Here is a 19,235-nt window from a genome sequence, read left to right on the forward strand (position 1 = left end):
CGAGACGGAAAGGACCGACATGCTTCTCATCGACTGCCCGAACTGCGGGCCGCGCGACGAAACCGAATTCCACTACGGCGGTCAGGCCCACGTGCCCTACCCCGCCGACCCACACGCCCTGAGCGACAGGGAGTGGGCCGAATACCTCTTCTACCGCGACAACGACCGCGGTGCCTACGCGGAGATGTGGAGCCACAGCGCAGGCTGCCGCAAATGGTTCAACGCCGTCCGCGACACCGTGACCTATGACTTCATCGCCGTCTACCCGATGGGCGATAACCGACCGACAACACTCGAAGGCGAGGCCGGACAATGACAGACCCACGCTTGACCGACACCCGGATCGCCGGAGCCCGCGGCATCGATCGCAGCCGCCCGATCTCCTTCACCGTCGACGGACAGTCCTATTCGGGCTTCGCCGGAGACACCATCGCCAGCGCCCTCATCGCCGCCGGCCGCGTCGACTGCGGCAACTCCACCTACCTGTCGCGGGCCCGCGGAATCCTCGGCGCAGGCATCGAAGAGTCGAACGCTCTGGTGCGCGTCAAGGCCCGCGTCCCCGGGGACGTCTCCGAATCGATGCTGCCGGCCACACGCGTCGCCATCACCGAGGGGCTCGAAGCCGAATACCTCGCGGGTCTGGGCATCCTCGACCCCGGCCAGGACGAGCTCGTCTACGAACACAAGCACGTCCACACCGATGTCCTCGTCGTCGGAGCGGGACCGGCAGGCCTGGCCGCGGCCCGTGAGGCAGGCAGATCCGGTGCCCGGACACTGCTGCTCGATGATGGTCCCGCCCCCGGCGGATCGCTGCTGTCGGCATCGACGCCCTCCTCGGGCAGCTCGGCCGCGGAGACCATCGACGGACAGGACCCCGTCGAGTGGATCGAGACCACCCTCGCCGGATTCGCCGAGGACGAGGAACTGAGCTGCGTGCCGAACACCACGGTCTTCGGCAGCTACGACTCGAACTATTTCGTCGCCCTCGAAGACCGCACCGTCGAGCTCGTCGGCGCCGACGGGGCCGGAGATCCGGACAGCACAGGCACCGCATCGGCCCGCCCCGGCACCCGCCAGCGCGTCTGGCACATTCGAGCCGGACAGGTCGTGCTCGCCACCGGTGCCCATGATCGTCCGATCGTCTTCGCCGACAACGACCGCCCCGGCATCATGCTCGCCACGGCGGTGCGCACCTACCTCAACCGCTACGGAGTCGCCGCCGGTGACTCGATCGCCGTGGCCACGACGAACGACTCCGCCTACGAGCTCGTCGCGGACCTGCATGCAGCCGGCATCGACATCCCCGCGGTCATCGACTCCCGGACAACCGCCTCGGCGGCGGCGAAGCGCGTGAGCGAGGAGACGGGCGTACGACTCATCCTCGGCTCCGCCGTCAGCGGCACCGCAGGTGAGGGCCCGGCGGGACGGATCAGTGCGATCACGGTCTCCGGTCTCGACGAGGACGGTGTCGCAGAGGACGATGGTGAGGACATCGCCGTCGATCTGCTCGCCGTCAGCGGCGGACACTCACCGGTCATCCACCTCCACGGCCAGCGCAAGGGCCCGATCCACTGGCGAGCCGACATCGCCGCCTTCGTCCCGACGGCCCCCGTGCCGAACCAGTCCACGGCAGGAGCGATCAACGGCGACTACTCGCTCGAAGCGGCCCTCAGGCAGGGGGCCGAAGCCGGCAATGCCGCAGCCGACCGCACCGGTTTCCCCATCGAACTCAACGTTCCGGCCGCCGCGCCGATGGCCTGCGCCCCGGCCCGCCCGCTGTGGCTGGTCACCTCGGCGAAGGACGATCACACGGCTCTGACCACGCATTTCATCGACTTCCAGCGCGATCAGACCGTCGCCGACGTCCAGCGGGCGATGAATGCGGGGATGCGCTCGGTCGAGCACATCAAGCGCTACACCTCGATCTCGACGGCGAACGACCAGGGCAAGACCTCGGCGGTCAACGCGATCGGCGCGATCGCCTCGGTGCTGGGCGAAGCCGCGGACCTCGGACAGGTCGGTCACACGACCTTCCGTGCTCCCTTCGCCCCCGTCCCGTTCGCCGCTCTGGCCGGACGTCGCAAGGGCGAGCTGTTCGACCCGGCCCGCATCACGTCGATCCACTCCTGGCATGTCGCCCACGGCGCCGAGTTCGAGGACGTCGGACAGTGGAAGCGTCCCTGGTACTACCCGAAGCCGGGTGAGGACATGGACGCGGCGGTGCTGCGCGAGGGCAAGGCCGTGCGCGAATCCGTCGGCTTCCAAGACGCCTCGACGCTCGGCAAGATCGAGATCCGCGGCACGGATGCCGGAGAGTTCCTCGGTCGGATCTACACGAATGGGTTCAAGAAGCTGAAGGTCGGCAAGGGCCGCTACGGGCTGATGTGCAAGCCCGACGGGATGATCTTCGACGACGGCGTGACCCTGCGCGTGGCCGAGGACCACTACTACATGACGACGACGTCCGGCGGGGCGGCGACCGTCCTCGAATGGCTCGAGGAATGGCACCAGACCGAGTGGCCCGAACTCGACGTCGTCTTCACCTCGGTGACCGAACAGTGGGCGACCGTCGCCGTGGCCGGCCCCCGGTCGCGTGAGGTCATCGCCAAACTCGCCCCCAACCTCGAAGTGTCGAACGAGGCCTTCGAGTTCATGGGCTTCCGGGAGACGACGCTGGCGAACGGCATCCCCGCACGGATCTGCCGGATCTCGTTCTCCGGTGAGCTCGCCTTCGAGATCAACGTCGACACGTTCTACGGGCTCGCCGTCTGGGAGGCCGTCGCCGAGGCGGGGGCCGAGTTCGACATCACCCCCTACGGCACCGAGGTCATGCACGTGCTGCGCGCCGAGAAGGGCTTCATCATCGTCGGCCAGGACACCGACGGCACCGTGACCCCGGCCGACGCCGGCATGGAATGGATCGTCTCGAAGTTCAAGGACTTCATCGGCAAACGCTCCTATTCCCGTGTCGACACGGCCCGGGAGGACCGCAAGCACCTCGTGGGCGTGCTGCCCGTCGACGGAACCACGCGTCTGGCCGAGGGGGCACAGCTCATCACCTCGGCCACGCCGGTGACGCCGGACGAGGGACCCGTGCCGATGATCGGCCACGTCACCTCCTCCTACATCTCGCCCAGCCTCGACCGTCCCTTCGGACTCGCCCTCGTCGAGAACGGCCGCAACCGCGAAGGCGAGATCGTGAAATCCCCGTTCGGCGACACCCTCGTCGACGTCGAGATCACCTCGCCCGTCTTCTACGACCCGGAAGGAAACCGCCGCGATGGCTGACACCACCTATTCCACCGACACCGCCCGCACTGCTCAGGGGAGTGCTGCCCAAACGGTTCGCGACCGCACCGATGCCGGTTCGCTCGAGGACCTGCGCATCTCCCCGGCGGCTCACCTGGCCGACGAGATGGCTCAGGCATCGGCCGCTGGGGGCCGAGCCGTGGCCCTGCGCGAACTGCCGTTCGCCGTCCAGCTCGGTGCCCGAGCCGAACCCGACTCAGCCTCGGGGCGAGTGCTCGAAGACGCCTTCGGTCTGCCGCTGCCCCGCCGGGTCGGCGAGGTCACCGGCGACAGTGCAGGGCTGCACATCCTGTGGCTGAGCCCCGACGAATTCCTCGCCGTCGACGTCTCCCGCCGGCAGCAGCCGGGGGAGACCCTCGTCGCCGAGGCGGGCCTCGAAGGGCTACCCGGACAGGCCGTCGACCTCTCGGCCAACCGCACGATCCTCGAACTCTCCGGTGGGAGAGCTCGCGAGGTGCTCGAGAAGAGCTGTCGCGCCGACCTCCACCCGCGCGCCTTCGGAATCGGCACCGCGATCGTCACCCAGCTGGGCCCCGTGCCGGTCATCCTCCACCACTCCTCGGAGGAGACCTACCGCGTCTACCCGCGCGCGAGCTTCGCCGACTACCTGGTCCGCTGGCTGCTCGACGGCATGGCGGAGTTCCTCGGCGACGGTGCCGACGGTGCGACCGGTGCCGACCGCGGCGTGACAGCGGAGAGGACCGGCTGATGGCGCTCGGGGTCCTCGACCTGTTCTCCATCGGCATCGGCCCCTCCTCCTCGCACACGGTGGGGCCGATGCGAGCGGCGGTGCGCTTCGTCCGGGAACTCGAGGCCGCAGGGCTGCTCGGCCGCGTCGAAGCGATCCGGGTCGGACTCTACGGCTCGCTCGGAGCGACGGGAATCGGACACGGTTCGGATTCCGCCGTGCTCGCGGGACTGAGCGGATTGGAACCCGAGACCCTCGACCCGGATTCGGTGGGACCGCTGGTCGCCGAGGTGCGTGAGAAGGGCACGCTCCACCTCGGCGGGCGAATGTCCGTGCCCTTCGACGCACAGACCGACCTCACCCTGCACCTGCGCGAATCGCTGCCCGGCCATCCCAACGGGATGCGGATCAGCGCCGAGGTCGACGGTGGGCTCATCGAGCGCGAGTGCTACTCGGTGGGCGGGGGATTCGTCGTCACTGCTGAGGAGCTCGCCGCGGAGAAGGAGGCCGCCGAGGCGATCGACACAGTCGCGGACGATCGGGACGGGCATGGTCGGGACGGGGACGCCATCGAGTTCTCCACGGCCGATGAGCTTGTCGCACAGTGCCGTGCGCACCAGCTGAGCATCGCCGAGCTGATGGCGGTCAACGAACGTCAGCGCCAGGACGACGAGCTGCTGCGCAAACAGCTGCTCGACATCTGGGCGGTGATGCGCGAATGCGTGCACAACGGGTGCACACGCACGGAGACGACCCTGCCCGGCGGTCTCAAAGTGGGGCGGCGGGCCCCGCAGCTGCGATCGACGCTCGAGGCCGCCGAATACCGTGCCTCGGGTTCCCTCGATGCCCTCGAATGGGTGAATCTCTATGCCCTGGCCGTCAATGAGGAGAACGCCTCGGGCGGGCGCATCGTCACCGCCCCGACGAACGGGGCGGCGGGTATCATCCCCGCGGTGCTCCACTACATGGACCGGTTCGTCATCGGGGACGGGCCGGGTTGCGAGGGAGCCGTCGATGACGACGCCCCCGGTGATCCCGGTGCGGCGAGCGACGACGCGGTCGTCGAGTTCCTGCTCACGGCCGGGGCGATCGGGATCCTGTTCAAACGCAATGCCTCGATCTCCGGCGCCGAGGTGGGCTGTCAGGGGGAGGTCGGGTCGGCCTGTGCGATGGCTGCCGCGGGCCTGTGCGCCGTGCTCGGCGGGACGCCGGAGCAGGTGGAGAACGCCGCCGAGATCGGTCTCGAGCACAACCTCGGACTCACGTGCGATCCGGTCGGCGGACTCGTGCAGGTCCCCTGCATCGAACGCAATGCCATCGCCTCGGTGAAGGCGATCAACGCCGCGAGGCTCGCCATGCACGGCGACGGCTCGCATCGAGTGAGCCTCGACCAGGCGATCGAAACCATGCGGCAGACTGGAGCCGATATGAAATCCAAGTACAAGGAGACATCGCGCGGTGGCCTCGCCGTCAACGTCGTCGAATGCTGAGCGGCCGCGATCCAGCCGAACCCCGACTGCAGAAGGAAAGAGACATGCAGGACTTCATCTTCACTCTCGAATGCGCCGAGCGTCCCGGTATCACCCATGCGGTGACCGGTGCGCTGCTCACCCACGGCGGGGACATCAAGGAGTTCAAACAGTTCGATGACCAGTCGACGCAGCAGCTGTTCCTGCGCATCGACTTCCGCGTCTCCGAGGAGCCGGGCAACGGGATCGAGGCGCTGCGGACCGACTTCGCGGCGATCGGCGAGGAGTTCGGGGCGACCTGGCAGCTGTGGCCGCAGGGCGAGAAGCGACGGGTGCTCATCATGGTCTCGAAGTTCGAGCACTGCCTCAACGATCTGCTCTTCCGCGCCCGCGTCGGCGAGCTGCCGATCGAGATCGCCGCCGTCGTGTCGAACCACCCCGACCACCGTGAACTCGTCGAATGGCATCACATCCCGTTCTTCCGGATCCCAGTGACGAAGGAGACGAAACCGGCGGCCGAGGCGAAGCTGCTCGAACTCGTCGACCGCTTCGAAGTCGACCTCGTGGTGCTCGCCCGCTATATGCAGATCCTCTCCGATGATCTCGCCCGCGAGCTCACCGGACGCGCGATCAACATCCACCACTCGTTCCTGCCTTCGTTCAAGGGCGCCAAGCCCTACCACCAGGCGTGGGAGCGCGGGGTCAAGACCGTCGGAGCGACCGCGCACTTCGTCAACAGCGAGCTCGATGAGGGGCCGATCATCGCCCAGCAGCTCGTCGAGGTCGACCATTCCTTCGCCCCCGAGGATCTCGTCGCTGCCGGCCGCGACGCCGAATGCAAGGCGCTGTCCAATGCCGTGAAGTGGCATTGCGACGGCCGTGTCTTCCTCTCGGGCAAGAGGACGGTGGTTCTGCGCTGAGTCTGCGCTGAGTGCGGGGCGCGAGCCCGCTTCGCCGAGCGGACCACTTGGCTTCGAGCGAGCGGGTTGCGCCTGGTCCGGTCGACACCAAGTGGTCCCCTCGGTGCTTCAGGCTCGGGCCCGGGAGCGATCGCTCACGACCCGGAAGGTGTCCATCCGTGAGTCCTGGGCGCCGCGGACGTATCCCGACGGTGCGGCCGCGGTCATGCGGAGGAAGGAGACCACCTCGGCGCTGAGGACTTCCCCGGGCAGCACATTGGGCACTCCGGGCGGATAAGCGGCCAGGGCGTCGGCCGAGACCTGACCGATGGCCTCGGCGGAGTCCACGACCTGTGAGTCCGCGAAATGCGCCTGGCTGATCTCCATGCGCTTGACGCAGCTGCCGGGGACGACGATCGGACGCTCCGGCTCGGACTCCGATCGCGGCAGCGCCTGCAGGGCGGACCAGAACCGTTCGACGTCGACCGGCGAGGTGGCACCGATGAGCAGGAGCAGCGCCGAGGGGGTTGCGAGTTCGCAGTAGATGCGGTGGTCGCGGATGAGCCGGTACTGGGCCTCGGCACCCGTGATTCCGGCGCCGCGGGTGTCGATGACGACCTTGAACGGATCGTGGTCGATCGCATCGTGTCCGCCGAGGATATCGGGCGTGGCATCACGGAAGCGGGTGTCGCTCTTCACCCGGGAGCGCAGCTCCGCGGCGGTGTCCAGGGCCGCGCCGATCGCCTCGGGGCGGGTGACCAGATGGCGTCTGGCCTCGTCGAGCGAAGCCAGCAGCAGAGAGCTGCTCGAGGTCGACTGGTAGGACTTCACGACCCGATCGACGAGACCGTCGATGCGGCGGGCGTGCCGGGAGTGGCCGAGGTGGATCATCGCGGACTGGGCCAGCGAACCCGCACCCTTGTGCGTGCTCGAGATGACGAGGTCGGCGCCGAGGCGGACCGCGTTGACCGGCAGATCCGGGTGCATGCCGAAGTGGGAGCCCCAGGCCTCATCGACGATGAGCGGGACATCGTGGGAGTGGGCCGCCTCGGCGATGGCGGCGATATCGGCCACGGCACCGAAGTAGCTCGGAGAGACCAGATAGACGGCGGAGCTGTCGGGGTGCTGCCGGAGTGCGGACTCGACCTGGGCGACGGTGACGCCGTGGGAGGACCCGAGACCGGCGTCGACCCGGGGGTGGACGAAATGCGGGCGCAGCTCGGCGTGGATGATGCCGTCGATGACGGAGGAGTGGACGCTGCGCTGGAGCACGAACTCTCGTCCCAGCCCGCGCACGACGGTGGTGGCGATGTGGTTGCCGCCGGAAGCGCCGTTCGTGATGAACCAGCTGCGCGAGGCTCCCCAGGCCTCGGCGGCGAGCTTCTGGGCGGCCGCGATCGGAGTCCGGCGATCGTGATCGATCATCCGCCAACTCTGCTGATCGATGCCGCTGAAGAGCATCGGGAAGTCGATGCTCATGCCGCTCTCACCGACAATGTCCGCCAGGCCCGGGGCATGTGCGCCCGAGCCCTGATGAGCCGGGACGTGAAGACGCTGCCAGTCCTGGGCGGCCAGGGCGCGGAGGGCATCCGCGTACGGGGCCTCGTGCTGGCGCGGGTCGATGTGGGCCACGGTGCCGGAGGGCAGTTCGGAGAGCTGGGAATCGGTGCGCATGGAACTCACGCTACGGAAGCGAAGAGATCTACGCTATAGCAAGAAATCGGTCACACTGTCATAGTGTCTATACCATGATGAATCTGCAGCAGTTCCGGGTCCTCCAGGCCGTCCGGGAGGTGGGGAGCCTCAACCGCGCCGCCGAGGTGCTCGGCCACGGAGTGCCGACCGTGACCCACCACCTGCGAACACTCGAATCGCATCTGCGCGTGCAGCTCGTCGAGCGGGCCCGAAGCGGAGCCCGGCTGACGCCCTTGGGCGAGTCCTTCGCTGCGGAGATCGCGCCCGTGCTCGAGCGCATCGACCGCGCCGAACAGCTCGTGACCGCGCAGCGCGACGCGGGCGTGGTCACCCTGCGGATCGGATCCTTCTCCTCGATCGGCTCACGCCTGCTGCCGGCCGCGATCGCCGAACTGCAGGCGCAGAAGTCGGTGCGCGTCGAGGTCGTCGAGGCCGAACCCAGCGAGGTGGTGCGCATGCTCCACAGCGGTGAGGTCCATGCCGGCCTCATCTACGACATCCCCGAACTGCCCGAATTCGCCGGACCCGAACTGAGGCTGCGCACCCTGCTCGACGAGCCCTACCGGGTCATGGTCGCCCGTGACGGGCAGCTGGCGAAGCAGCACGTGCTCGACGTCGAGCAGATGGGTGAGGTCGCGTGGGTGTCGAGCCGCAATGAGTCCGAAGCCTCGGTGCGCGTGCTCAATCGCGTCTACCGGTCACTCGGACTCGAGGTCCGTGAGCTCATGCGCAGCGACGACCTCTATATGATCCACGGACTCGTCGCCGAAGGACTCGGCTGTGCGCTGACGACGGAGGCCGCCGTCGATACGGGCTTCGCCGTTGAGATCAGACCGGCGAAGCAGGACCTCGGCACCAGACGGGTCTCCTTCGTCACCCGCACGGGACCGAACCCGGCAGCGGTCGGATGGATGGGAGAGATCCTCGAAACGGTGGCAGCCGAACGCGGGGCCGCCTCGGCGGGGTGAGGTGTGCCGGCGGAACGAAAGGGCCGCGCGGCGGGGCGGAGGGAAGGGGCCGGGCGGACGAGCCAGATGAGACAGGGCCTCAGAGGTCGCCGGAGTCCGGGGCCGGGTCGGTCTGCGAGCTCAGCGCCTCGGAGATGGCCTTCGCCTCACGACGGAGCAGGGCGACGAGGCGTTCGACCCGGGACCCGGTGACGCGGTCGGCGATGCTCGCGATCGACAGAGCCGCGCGCGGTCGGGAGCCGCGGATGCGCAACGGCACTCCCACGGCCCACGATCCCTGAGCGAAGAGCCCGGGATTGTGGACGAAGCCGTCGATGCGGGCCTGGTCGATGATGTCGCGCAGGTGCGGGACCGAGACCTTCGGATACCGTTCGGCGAGGATCTCGGCGTTGGCCTCGAACTGGGCGTCCACCTCGGCGGGGGAGAGCTCGGACAGGATCGCCAAGGACCCGGCCCCGATGCCCAGCGGGTGCCGGTCGCCCACGGACAGGGCGTTGTTGAAGATCTCGCCGAAGCCCTCCTCGCGGCGCGCGCAGATCGAGTAGCTGCCGGTGCGCAGGGTGAGGAACACGGTGTCGTGGCTGAGCTCGGCCAGGCGCAGCAGGCTCGACTCGGACTCCGTGACCAGGGGGTCGACCGATTTCTGCGCCAGCTGCCCGAGGATCTGGGACTGCACGCCGAGGCGGTACCCGCCTTCCTCGAGCCGTTCGACATAACCCATGGCGATGAGCGCCTGGAGCATGCGGTGGACGCTGGCCTTCGGGCGGCCGCTGATCGAGGCGAGTTCGGACAGGCTTGCGCCTTCGCGTCGCTCACCGGCGATGAGGCCGACGAGGTTGAGCAGCGTCAGTGCGCGCTGGATGCTCTGGGCGCCGGTGCCGGGCTCGAGCGAGTCGACGGCATGAGCGACATTGAACGACGCGGAGCGGCGGAGGAGTCGACCACGCATCCTGATGCGATGTTCCTCGCGGAGTTCCTCATTCGGGTCGGCGCCATTGTGCATGCCCCCATTATGGCCCGTGCGCCCGAGCGGCGGAATGAAGGGTCGGACCGCGGGGCATCAGGCCAAGAACGCGCGTCGAGCGTCTCATTCTGCGATCGTCGACGAGTCAGAGGTCTTACTCCGCGATCCAATATGTGGAACGCGGCCGCGACCGATGGCGGCGGCTTCGACAAGGGGTGGGCCTAGACTCGAATGGGCCCGGCCGAACGGCGGGACCTTCGGCGTGGAACCCGCCGAGCAGCGAACTCAAGAGGAGAGTGGGACGTGGCCGAAACCGTCCTCGATATTGCCGGGGTGACGTTCCGACGGGGGCAGACGCATATCCTCCACGGCATCGACCTGCGCATGCGAGCCGGCGAACACTGGGTGCTCATCGGACCGAACGGGGCCGGAAAGTCCACTCTGCTCAGCTTCGCCTCGGCGCAGGTGTTCCCGACCTCCGGCACCGTCGACATCCTCGGATCCCGGATGGGCCGCGTCGAACTCGCCGCCCTCCGCCGCTTCATCGGGCACGTGAATCCGCGCCATCCGCTGCGCTCGAACCTGTCCGTGCGCGAGGTCGTCCTCACCGGCCTGACCGGCACCGTCGAACGCCCCCTGCGCTGGGAACCGGAACCGCACGAGGTGGCGAAAGCCGACTCCCTCATCGCCGAGGTGGGGCTGACCTCGCGTGCGGACGCGGGCTGGAAGGTGCTGTCGCAGGGGGAGCGGGGGAAGACGCTCGTGGCTCGTGCGCTCATCGCCGATCCGCAGCTGCTGCTCTTCGACGAACCGACCACCGGCCTCGACGTCGCAGCACGCGAACAGCTGCTCGAGACCATCGACGACCTGTCGGTGCGCTCGCCGCAGCTGGCGACACTGCTGGTCACACACCACCTCGAGGAGATCCCCGAGACGACGACGCACGCCGCACTCATCTCCGAAGGACGACTGACCGCCGCGGACTCCATCGGCGAGGTGCTCACCTCCGAAAAGGTCTCCGCCGCCTTCGACCATCCGATCGAGGTCGGTTTCGCCGACCGTCGCTGGTCGGCCCGCGCCGTGCGTACGGCCGGAGCCGTGCGAGCCGTCAGCACCGCCGGTGCCGAGCCGGTCGGCTGACCCGGCGCTCTGCCGAGGCGGCGCTCTGCTGGGGCGCCGGCCGAGTCGGCGCTTTGCTGAGGTGCGTCGGTCGAGGCGCGTCGGTCGGTTGAGTCGGCGTTTTGCTGGTGCGTCGGCCGACGTTGCGTCGCACTTCCACATTTCGTCCATATCATCATGACGCGAACTGATGGCCCGTACGTAATGTGACGGTGTTCTGCACCAAACCTGATGGCGAAGTGCACTAAAGGGGTGAGACCAGCCAGCTGGCGGGATGAGGGGTGCCGGAACGCCAGCTGGCGGGATGAGGGCGGGTATGTCAGCCGCTGGGATGAGGGCTGCCGGGATGAATCGCCATATGAGCCGGAGCTGGTGATCGGCTGGGATGGTGCGGGCCGTCATTGCACCCACCCGCGCTCGAGCCTAGGCTTGAGGCATGAAGATGAGTACCGTGTGGAGCATCATCGGCGCGATCATCGCCGTCATCATCGCCTGGTGGGTGGTCAACATCGCGTTCTCGATCGCGTGGTTCCTCGTCAAGGCCATCATTGCCGTGGTTGTCGCGATGGCGATCTTCGGTCTCATCAAAGCCTCGCTGAGGTCGAAGGACCGCCAGAGTTAAGGACCGTCAGCACTGGAATCATTCGGGCCGGGAATCCGCCGGCGTCACAGATCTCCGAGGCTGGTGTTCGCCCCGCACAGGATGACGCAGACCTTCTCGCCCGCAGCCGGCACATAGGCGCCTGGGCCAGAGGCGCCTGAACTGTCGGAACGGTCCGATCCACGCGACTGACCGGAGCGGTGCGGTCCGTCGATCCCCGCAAGTGCAGTCGCCGCCGCATGTTCGACGGCGAGCCGATGCTCGTCCCACAGGTGCTCCCGAGCGGCGTTGATCGCCGCATCGTCGACCAGCACCGAGGTGACCAGATCCGACCGCGCAGCCGCCACCCCCAGCGGCGTCGCCCGCCGGGCTCCGAGCGAATCCGCTGCCACCGAATCGACCGTGACATCGACCGGTTCGCCCGCTTCGAGTGCAGCATTGAGCGCCCGACAGTTCTTGGGCTCGACCGCGACCGTGCGCACTCCGTGATGGGCAGCGGCCGTCGCGACTCCGGCGAACAGCCCGCCCCCGCCGACCGAGACGACGACCGTGTCGAGATCGGGCACCTGCCCGAGGATCTCGGTCATGAGCGTGCCCGCGCCGGCGGCGATGAGCGGGTGGTCGTAGGCATGGGAGGCCAGCGCCCCGGACGACTCGACGAACTCGTCGCAGGCGGCGGCCGCCTCGGCGAATTCGCTGCCGACGAGCTCGACGCGAGCCCCGTAGGAGCGCAGCCGATCGACCTTGACGCTCGGGGCCGTGGTCGGCAGGAACACGGTCGCGGGCACCCCGGCCGCACGGGCCGCCCACGCACACGCGAGCCCCGCGTTCCCGCCCGAGGCGATCGTCACCCCTGCCTCGGGGAAGGTGCCGGCATCCAGGTGTGCGCGGATGAAATTCTGCGCACCGCGGGCCTTGAACGTGCCCGTGTGCTGGAGGAACTCGAGCGCGAAGAAGATCCCGTCCTCCGGCGCCGAGGTGACCGTGACCGGCCGTACCCGCCCGCCGGTCCGTGCGGCGGCCGCCTCGATGTCGGTGTGGCTCAGCTCCGTGGCCGGTGGCATGCGGGCATCCTCCTCGTCGTCGATCCAGGGCTCGTCCTGCCGGTCAGATCGGGCCCGTCACCAGCATAGAGGCAGCGAACGGGACCACTCCGGGCGTTTCAGCTCGTGTGCTTGGTGATGCCGAGGTCGACGCCCTTGGTCTCCTTGACGAGGCTGACGCCGATGAGCGAGATGATGCACACGATGATCATGTAGATCGCGATCGAGATGGACTTCCCGGTCTCCGCGAGCAGCGTTTCGGCGATGGTCGGGGCGAAGGCGCCGCCGAGGATCGCGCCGAGCGCGTAGCCGATCGACACACCGGAGTAGCGGACCTGGGCGGGGAACATCTCCGCGTACATCGCCGACATCGGACCGTAGGACAGGCCCATACCGACGGTGAGGACGAAGATGCCGATGCCGTAGGCCCAGATGTTGGCCATGTCGATCATGAGGAACGTCGGGATGAGCCAGACGATGAGGAGGATGTAGCCGATCTGGAAGGTGCGCACGCGGCCGAGCCTGTCCGACAGCGCCCCGCCCCACATCGTGAAGATCAGCCAGCCGAAGCTTGCCAGCGTCGTCGCCAGCAGCACGGGTGCGCGGTCGAGGCCGACGGATCCGCCGTCCTCGATCGGTCGGGAGGCGTAGGCGGCGAAGAACGCGATGATCATGTAGCCCACGGCGTTGTTGCCGATGAAGATGAGCGCGGAGAGGACGACTTCCTTCGTGTTCTTCTTGAACAGGGTGCCCAGCGGCGCGGAGGATTCGGCCTTGCGTTCGGCCAGCTCAGCGAAGACGGGGCTCTCTTCGACCTGGCGCCGGATGTAATAGCCGACGAGGACGAGGACGACGGAGAAGAGGAACGGAATGCGCCAGCCGAAGCTCGCGAACTGTTCGGGGCTGAGCACGGTGGTCAGGATCCAGATGACGCCGGTGGCCAGGATCATGCCGACCGGCACGCCGATCTGCGGGTAGGCACCGAAGATGCCGCGCTTGGAGATCGGTGCATGCTCGACCGACAGCAGTGCGGCTCCGCCCCACTCGCCGCCGGCGGAGAAGCCCTGAAGGATCCGCAGCAGAGTGAGCAGGATCGGGGCGCCGACGCCGATCATCGCGTAGTTCGGCAGCAGACCGATGAGCGAAGTCGCCGCCCCCATGAGAATGAGCGTGAGCACGAGCATCTTCTTGCGTCCGATGCGATCGCCGAGGTGGCCGGCGATGATCGCGCCCAACGGTCGGAAGAGGAACGAGATGCCCAGAGACGCCCACGCCATGATCTGGCCGAGTGCCGGATTGTCTGAGGCCAGCGGCCCGAAGTACTGGGCCGAGAGGACGAGCCCGGCGGCCTGCGCGTAGATGAAGAAGTCGTACCACTCGATGGTGGTGCCGACGAGGGTGCCGGCGAGGACCTTGCGCTCTTCGCGGGTGATCGATGCGGGTGCTGCCGGATGCGATGCGGACGGGCCGGATGCTGTCGTGGACATAAGCGGATCTTTCGGTTGCTGGGCGACATTGCCGTGCACCTCACCGGTGGCGGTGATACTCGACCGTGAGTGATCGCCGGTGCCGTCGGTGAACAGGTGGCGGGGGACTGACTGTCTGGTCAGTAATTGGTCTCGATCATAGGGCAGAACATGCGCCGTGTCACTCCTGCGCAGAGGCGTCGGCCGCATCCTGAGCGCGGCTCCGCCTCCGCCGTCGTCCGATGACAATTACCGACCGATTGGTTAGTATATTGTGGAGGAATCGGCAGCGGTGCCGAATGCGGTCGCCGTGAACCGGGAGACGTCGTTTCACCAGGGAGAGCAAAGCATGACCGAAATTCTCAGTTCCTATGTGGCAGGATCCTGGCACACGCCCGGTGCGACCGAGTCCGCCCGCTCCGTCCACGACGCCGCCACCGGTGAGCTCCTTCACCAGGTCAGTTCGGCCGGCCTCGACTTCGCCGCCGTCGACGAACATGCGCGCACGGTCGGCATCCCCGAACTGCAGAAGCTCACCTTCCATCAGCGCGGTGTGATCCTCAAACAGCTCGGCGCCCACCTCATGGAGCGGACGAAGGACTACCACGAGATCTCCTTCACCACCGGCACGACGAAGCGCGACGCCTTCGTCGACATCGAGGGCGGCATCGGCACCCTCTTCACCTACTCCGGCGTCGCCCGTCGCCAGATGCCGAACTCGACCGTCCACCTCGACGGCGGTGTCGAGCGACTGTCGAAGAACGGCACCTTCGTCGGTCGCCACATCCTGACCTCCCGACAGGGTCTGGCACTGCAGATCAACGCGTTCAACTTCCCCGTCTGGGGCATGCTCGAGAAGTTCGCCCCGATGTTCGTCGCCGGCGTCCCCGTCGTCGTCAAGCCCGCCACCGACACCGCTCACCTGACGCGCGCGGTCGTTGCCGACATGATCGATTCCGGCCTGCTGCCCGAAGGTGCCATCCAGCTCGTCAGCGGCGACGTCACCCCGCTCTTCGACCACCTCGCCGAGCAGGACGCCATCGCCTTCACCGGCTCGGCGGACACCGCCCGCCGCCTGTCCGGGCTCGACTGCGTCACGGAGCGCGGCACCCGATTCTTCGCCGAGGCGGACTCGCTCAACTTCTCCCTGCTCGGTCCCGATGCCGGACCCGGCACGCAAGAATTCGACCTGTTCGTCTCCGGCGTCGTCGCCGAGATGACGGTCAAAGCCGGCCAGAAGTGCACCGCGATCCGCCGCACCTTCGTCCCCGCTGCCCACGCCGAGGCGGTCAGCGAAGCCATCGTCGCGAAGCTCGCCACCCAGGGCGTCGGCGATCCGCGTGAGAAGTCGACCCGCCTGGGCCCGGTGGTCTCCGACAAGCAGCGCGCCGACGTGCTCGACTCCATCGACGAGATCCTCGCCGGCGGAGCGCACCTGCTCACCGGCGGGCGTGAGGAGTCAGATCGCCTCGCCGCCGAACACGGCGGCGCCTATGTCGCAGCCACCGTGCTCCAGGCCGATGACGCCTGGGCCGATGCCGTCCACGACATCGAGGCCTTCGGCCCCGTGACCTCGATCATCACGTATTCCGACACCGAGGAGGCCGTCCGTCTGGCCGCCCGCGGACGCGGTTCCCTGGTCGGCTCGGTCGTCACCCACGACCGCGAGTTCGCCACCGAATTCGTCCGCAGGATCGCACCCTGGCACGGGCGAGTGCTCGTCCTCGACCGTGACGACGCCGAGGAGTCGACCGGCCACGGTTCGCCTCTGCCGAACCTCATCCACGGCGGTCCCGGACGGGCCGGGGGCGGCGAGGAGATGGGCGGACTGCGCGGTGTCGAACACTTCATGCAGCGCACCGCGATCCAGGCCTCCCCGGACATGCTCACCGCGATCGGCGGGGAATGGGTGAGCGGATCGCAGCGCCGCCTCGGCGAGCATCCGTTCACGAAGTCGCTTGCGGACCTGCGCCTCGGCGACACCCTCGACTCGGAATGGCGCGAGGTCACGCTCGACGATATCGAGCACTTCGCGAACTTCACCGGGGACACGTTCTACGCACACATGGATGAGGAGGCGGCCGCCGCGAACCCGTTCTTCCCGGGACGCGTGGCCCACGGCTACCTCATCGTCTCCTTCGCCGCCGGACTCTTCGTCCAGCCGGACCCCGGCCCGGTGCTCGCGAACTACGGCCTCGAGGGGCTCAACTTCATCACGCCCGTCTCCCCGGGCGACAAGCTCAAGGTGACGCTGACCGCCAAGCGCATCACCCCGCGCGAGACCGACGAGTACGGGGAGGTCCGCTGGGACGCTCAGGTCGTCAACCAGAACGAGGAGCCCGTCGCGAACTACGATGTGCTCACCTTGGTGGCCAAGGAGTACTGAGGGCATCCGGGCTCGCGTGGGGCAACCCCGTCTCTGCCTGCGGCAGACGAGGAGCATCGGGTCGGTTACGCTCTCCGGTCCTGTGGAACGCGGACCTTGAGTGAGGCCGGTCGGATCGTGAGCGTGGCCGGCGTCCGAGCGACCGCATCGCCGTCGGCCATGATGACGACCGGATCCACGCCCGGGGGTGTGTCGATGCGGATCTCGGTGGCGTGACTGAGGCTGATGTGCGGGTGCCACCCAAGCCTGACCAGCATGAACGAGACCAGCTCCGCGGCCAGGCGCGGCACGAGCGTGTCTTCGAAGAGGACCACGTCGATGAGTCCGTCGTCGACCTGCGCATCGGGGGACAGCTTCAGCCCGCCGCCGTAGCGGCCGGAGTTCGCGAAACCTGCCGAGAGCCCATGGAATCCGCGCCTCTCGCCGTCGACTGTGAGGACGAGGTCGATGGGCGTCGGTCTCCTGATCGCGCGGATGAGTCCGTACAGGTAGACCCAGTGCCCCTTGATGCGGCGAGTCGAATCGGCGTAGTCCTGCACCGTCGTGTCCAAGCCGAGGCTGACATTGCCGACGCAGATGAGCCCGTCGAGGTCGAGGGTGTCGATGGCAAGGTCATATCCGTCGGCGATGACGGAGACGGCCGCCTCGACGTCCTTCGGAATGCCGAGCTTCGCAATGAAATCATTGCCGCGGCCACCGGCAATGATGCCCAGGGACGTCTGCGTCCCGAGGAGTCCGGCACCGACGGCGCGGACCAGGCCGTCTCCACCGAGCGAGACGACGAGGGGCGCACCGCGGCCGGCGAACTCGGCGGCGAGCTCCCCCGCGTGCGCCTCGCTGCGGCTCTCGACAACCTCGACCTGCAAGCTCCTCCGAGCGAAGGCGGCCTTCATCGGCCCGATCCGCCGCCCCACCTCTCCGTGACGGGCGGTCGGGTTGAGGATCACCGGCAGCGGCGGAGGCGAAGCGGCTGTCACAGCTGATCCGGTCCGTTCATGAGCTTGCCGGGATTCATGATCCCCACCGGATCCGCTTCGGCCTTCGCCGCGCGCAGCATCCGCACCCACAGCTCACCGGTCTCACGGGGAATCCACGGAGCGTGGTCGCGGCCGGTGGCATGGTGATGCGTGATCGTGCCGCCGCCGGCGATGATGGCATCGCTGGCCGCGGTCTTCAGCGCCTTCCACTGGGCGATCTCCCGGCCCTCCTCCTGGCGCGCGAAGATCGTGTAATAGAGGGAGCAGCCGGTCGAGTAGAGGTGGGAGATGTGGCACAGCACGAGTGCAGGGGTGCCCCGCTTCGCCAATGACTCCTCGATCTCCTGACCGATCGAGTCGTGGAGCTGTTCGATCGCGCTCCACGGAGCCGAGGTCTCCAAGGTGTCGACGAGCGTTCCCTCCGTGAGCAGCTGATCGCGCAGATACGGCGTCGAGAAGCGGTGCTTCTCCCACATGGTCTCCGGGGAGCCGCCGACGCTCACGCCCTTGTGTCTCTTGGCGATGTCGCGTCCATCGGCCCGCCGCATCCGCGCCGAGGCCCTCTGCCCGTCATAGCGCAGCACCAGCAGGCACGGGGTCGTGATGCCGCGGGCCCTGAGGACGGCGAGAACACCCTTGCGCTGAACCCCGCTGCCGAGCTGCGCGAGCCCGAAGGCCGTCTCGTTGACGTCGGAGAGCCGGGCGATATCCGGTCGCAGACCGGTCTGCTCCATCTCCCGCAGCGCCGCCGCACCGGAATGGAAATCGGGGAAGAACCAGGCATCGGGCAGGCTGACCTCCGGCAGGCGCGAGATGCCCAGCGTCACCTCGGTGATGATGCCGAGGGTGCCTTCGGAGCCGACGATCAGCTGCCGAGGATCGGGGCCGGCCGCCGAGGCGGGGGAGGGGCGCAGCTCGACGGGACCGGTGGGCGTCGAGCAGCGCAGACCGAGGACCTTGGCGTCGATGCGTCCGTATCCGGTCGACTGCTGACCGGCCGAACGGGTCGCGACCCAGCCTCCGACGGTGCTGAACTCGAACGACTGCGGGAAATGTCCGAGCGTGAAGCCGGCTGCCTGGAGCTTCTCCTCGAGGTCGGGGCCGAAGACGCCGGCCTGAACGGTCACTGTCAGCGACTCCTCATCGATGTCGACGACCTCATCGAGCCGGGCCAGGCTGATGCACACGCTGCCGCTGAACTCGCCGCGCACGGTCTCGATGCCGCCGACGACGCTGGTGCCGCCTCCGAAGGGGACGACCGAGATCCGCTCCTCCTGGCAGATGGCCAGGAGCTCGTCCACCTCGGCGTCGGTGCCGGGATAGAGCACAGCATCCGGGGCCGAGCTCAGCACACCGCTGCGCAGACGGATGAGGTCAGGGGTGCTGCGACCGACGGAGTGCGAGACCCGCCGGGCATGATCGTCGCGGATGTGACCGGCGCCGAGCAGCTCGGCGATGCGCGCGAACGCCTCGCGCGGAAGTGCCGGGGCGGGCAGCTGCACGTCGTCGAGATCGATGGGCGGATTGACGACGCCGGCGGACCGACCGCAGACCTTGTTCAGCATCTTCTTCGCTCCAGGTTTGACGGGACCGTCGTGTCCGTCCTCGCCCCAGCCCCACCAGCGCATCCTCGGTTGAGGGGTGTCCATCA

At 68.0% G+C, this 19,235-nt stretch carries 15 protein-coding genes; 9 read left to right on the forward strand and 6 right to left on the reverse strand.

Annotation, left to right across the window (positions count from 1 at the left end; all coding sequences use genetic code 11):
• Window positions 1-19: 19 nt before the first annotated feature.
• From ACPUD7_RS03730 to purU, 5 genes are read left to right on the forward strand one after another with little or no spacing between them, the layout of a single operon-like run.
• Window positions 20-316: a sarcosine oxidase subunit delta gene (locus tag ACPUD7_RS03730; RefSeq protein WP_135537587.1), complete on the forward strand. Its 297-nt coding sequence runs from the start codon at window positions 20-22 to the stop codon at window positions 314-316.
• Complete coding sequence (locus tag ACPUD7_RS03735) at window positions 313-3,288, forward strand: 2Fe-2S iron-sulfur cluster-binding protein (RefSeq protein ID WP_425119171.1); 2,976 nt, start codon at window positions 313-315, stop codon at window positions 3,286-3,288. Before ACPUD7_RS03730 ends, ACPUD7_RS03735 begins: the two co-directional genes overlap by 4 nt.
• Complete coding sequence (locus ACPUD7_RS03740) at window positions 3,281-4,018, forward strand: sarcosine oxidase subunit gamma (protein WP_425119172.1); 738 nt, start codon at window positions 3,281-3,283, stop codon at window positions 4,016-4,018. Before ACPUD7_RS03735 ends, ACPUD7_RS03740 begins: the two co-directional genes overlap by 8 nt.
• On the forward strand, window positions 4,018-5,487 hold the full coding sequence (locus tag ACPUD7_RS03745) for an L-serine ammonia-lyase (protein WP_425119174.1): 1,470 nt from the start codon (window positions 4,018-4,020) through the stop codon (window positions 5,485-5,487). The genes ACPUD7_RS03740 and ACPUD7_RS03745 overlap by 1 nt, the downstream gene beginning before the upstream one ends.
• 44 nt (window positions 5,488-5,531) lie before the next feature.
• Entirely contained in the window at window positions 5,532-6,386 is an 855-nt protein-coding gene (gene purU / locus ACPUD7_RS03750) for a formyltetrahydrofolate deformylase (protein ID WP_425119175.1), read from the forward strand.
• A 108-nt stretch (window positions 6,387-6,494) separates the two neighbouring features.
• On the opposite strand, the gene ACPUD7_RS03755 is transcribed toward purU, so the two are convergent.
• Window positions 6,495-8,039 carry an aminotransferase class I/II-fold pyridoxal phosphate-dependent enzyme gene (locus ACPUD7_RS03755; protein WP_425119176.1) on the reverse strand — a complete coding sequence of 515 codons (1,545 nt, stop codon included), beginning with the start codon at window positions 8,037-8,039 and terminating at the stop codon, window positions 6,495-6,497.
• A gap of 74 nt (window positions 8,040-8,113) precedes the next feature.
• Here ACPUD7_RS03755 and ACPUD7_RS03760 point away from each other — a divergent pair, with 74 nt between their 5' ends.
• Window positions 8,114-9,028, forward strand: coding sequence for a LysR family transcriptional regulator (locus ACPUD7_RS03760; RefSeq protein WP_425119177.1), 915 nt, complete (start codon window positions 8,114-8,116; stop codon window positions 9,026-9,028).
• 79 nt (window positions 9,029-9,107) lie between these two features.
• Here ACPUD7_RS03760 and ACPUD7_RS03765 read toward each other — a convergent pair whose 3' ends face one another.
• Window positions 9,108-10,031: an IclR family transcriptional regulator gene (locus ACPUD7_RS03765; protein ID WP_425119178.1), complete on the reverse strand. Its 924-nt coding sequence runs from the start codon at window positions 10,029-10,031 to the stop codon at window positions 9,108-9,110.
• Between the two features lie 264 nt (window positions 10,032-10,295).
• Here ACPUD7_RS03765 and ACPUD7_RS03770 point away from each other — a divergent pair, with 264 nt between their 5' ends.
• Together ACPUD7_RS03770 and ACPUD7_RS03775 are read left to right on the forward strand one after the other, a co-directional pair.
• Window positions 10,296-11,132: an ABC transporter ATP-binding protein gene (locus tag ACPUD7_RS03770; RefSeq protein ID WP_135537579.1), complete on the forward strand. Its 837-nt coding sequence runs from the start codon at window positions 10,296-10,298 to the stop codon at window positions 11,130-11,132.
• Between the two features lie 415 nt (window positions 11,133-11,547).
• Complete coding sequence (locus tag ACPUD7_RS03775; RefSeq protein ID WP_135537578.1) at window positions 11,548-11,733, forward strand: hypothetical protein; 186 nt, start codon at window positions 11,548-11,550, stop codon at window positions 11,731-11,733.
• A gap of 44 nt (window positions 11,734-11,777) precedes the next feature.
• On the opposite strand, the gene ACPUD7_RS03780 is transcribed toward ACPUD7_RS03775, so the two are convergent.
• Together ACPUD7_RS03780 and ACPUD7_RS03785 are read right to left on the reverse strand one after the other, a co-directional pair.
• The gene (locus tag ACPUD7_RS03780) at window positions 11,778-12,776 is read right to left on the reverse strand and encodes a serine/threonine dehydratase (RefSeq protein WP_135537577.1); all 999 of its coding nucleotides are present in this window, start codon (window positions 12,774-12,776) and stop codon (window positions 11,778-11,780) included.
• A gap of 98 nt (window positions 12,777-12,874) precedes the next feature.
• Window positions 12,875-14,242 (reverse strand): MFS transporter, encoded by a 1,368-nt coding sequence (locus ACPUD7_RS03785; RefSeq protein ID WP_135537576.1) that lies wholly within the window; start codon window positions 14,240-14,242, stop codon window positions 12,875-12,877.
• Window positions 14,243-14,570: 328 nt separating this feature from the next.
• Between ACPUD7_RS03785 and paaZ the strand changes: the two genes are divergently transcribed.
• The gene (gene paaZ / locus ACPUD7_RS03790; protein ID WP_135537575.1) at window positions 14,571-16,607 is read left to right on the forward strand and encodes a phenylacetic acid degradation bifunctional protein PaaZ; all 2,037 of its coding nucleotides are present in this window, start codon (window positions 14,571-14,573) and stop codon (window positions 16,605-16,607) included.
• Between the two features lie 65 nt (window positions 16,608-16,672).
• Here the strand turns inward: paaZ and ACPUD7_RS03795 are convergent, their stop codons facing one another.
• Both ACPUD7_RS03795 and ACPUD7_RS03800 read right to left on the reverse strand, forming a co-directional pair.
• Window positions 16,673-17,584 carry a diacylglycerol/lipid kinase family protein gene (locus ACPUD7_RS03795; RefSeq protein WP_167854329.1) on the reverse strand — a complete coding sequence of 304 codons (912 nt, stop codon included), beginning with the start codon at window positions 17,582-17,584 and terminating at the stop codon, window positions 16,673-16,675.
• Entirely contained in the window at window positions 17,581-19,233 is a 1,653-nt protein-coding gene (locus ACPUD7_RS03800; protein WP_135537573.1) for an FAD-binding oxidoreductase, read from the reverse strand. Before ACPUD7_RS03800 ends, ACPUD7_RS03795 begins: the two co-directional genes overlap by 4 nt.
• Between the last annotated feature and the right edge of the window lie 2 nt (window positions 19,234-19,235).

This window comes from Brevibacterium sp. FAM 24630 (assembly GCF_049804075.1).
Taxonomy (GTDB): domain Bacteria; phylum Actinomycetota; class Actinomycetes; order Actinomycetales; family Brevibacteriaceae; genus Brevibacterium.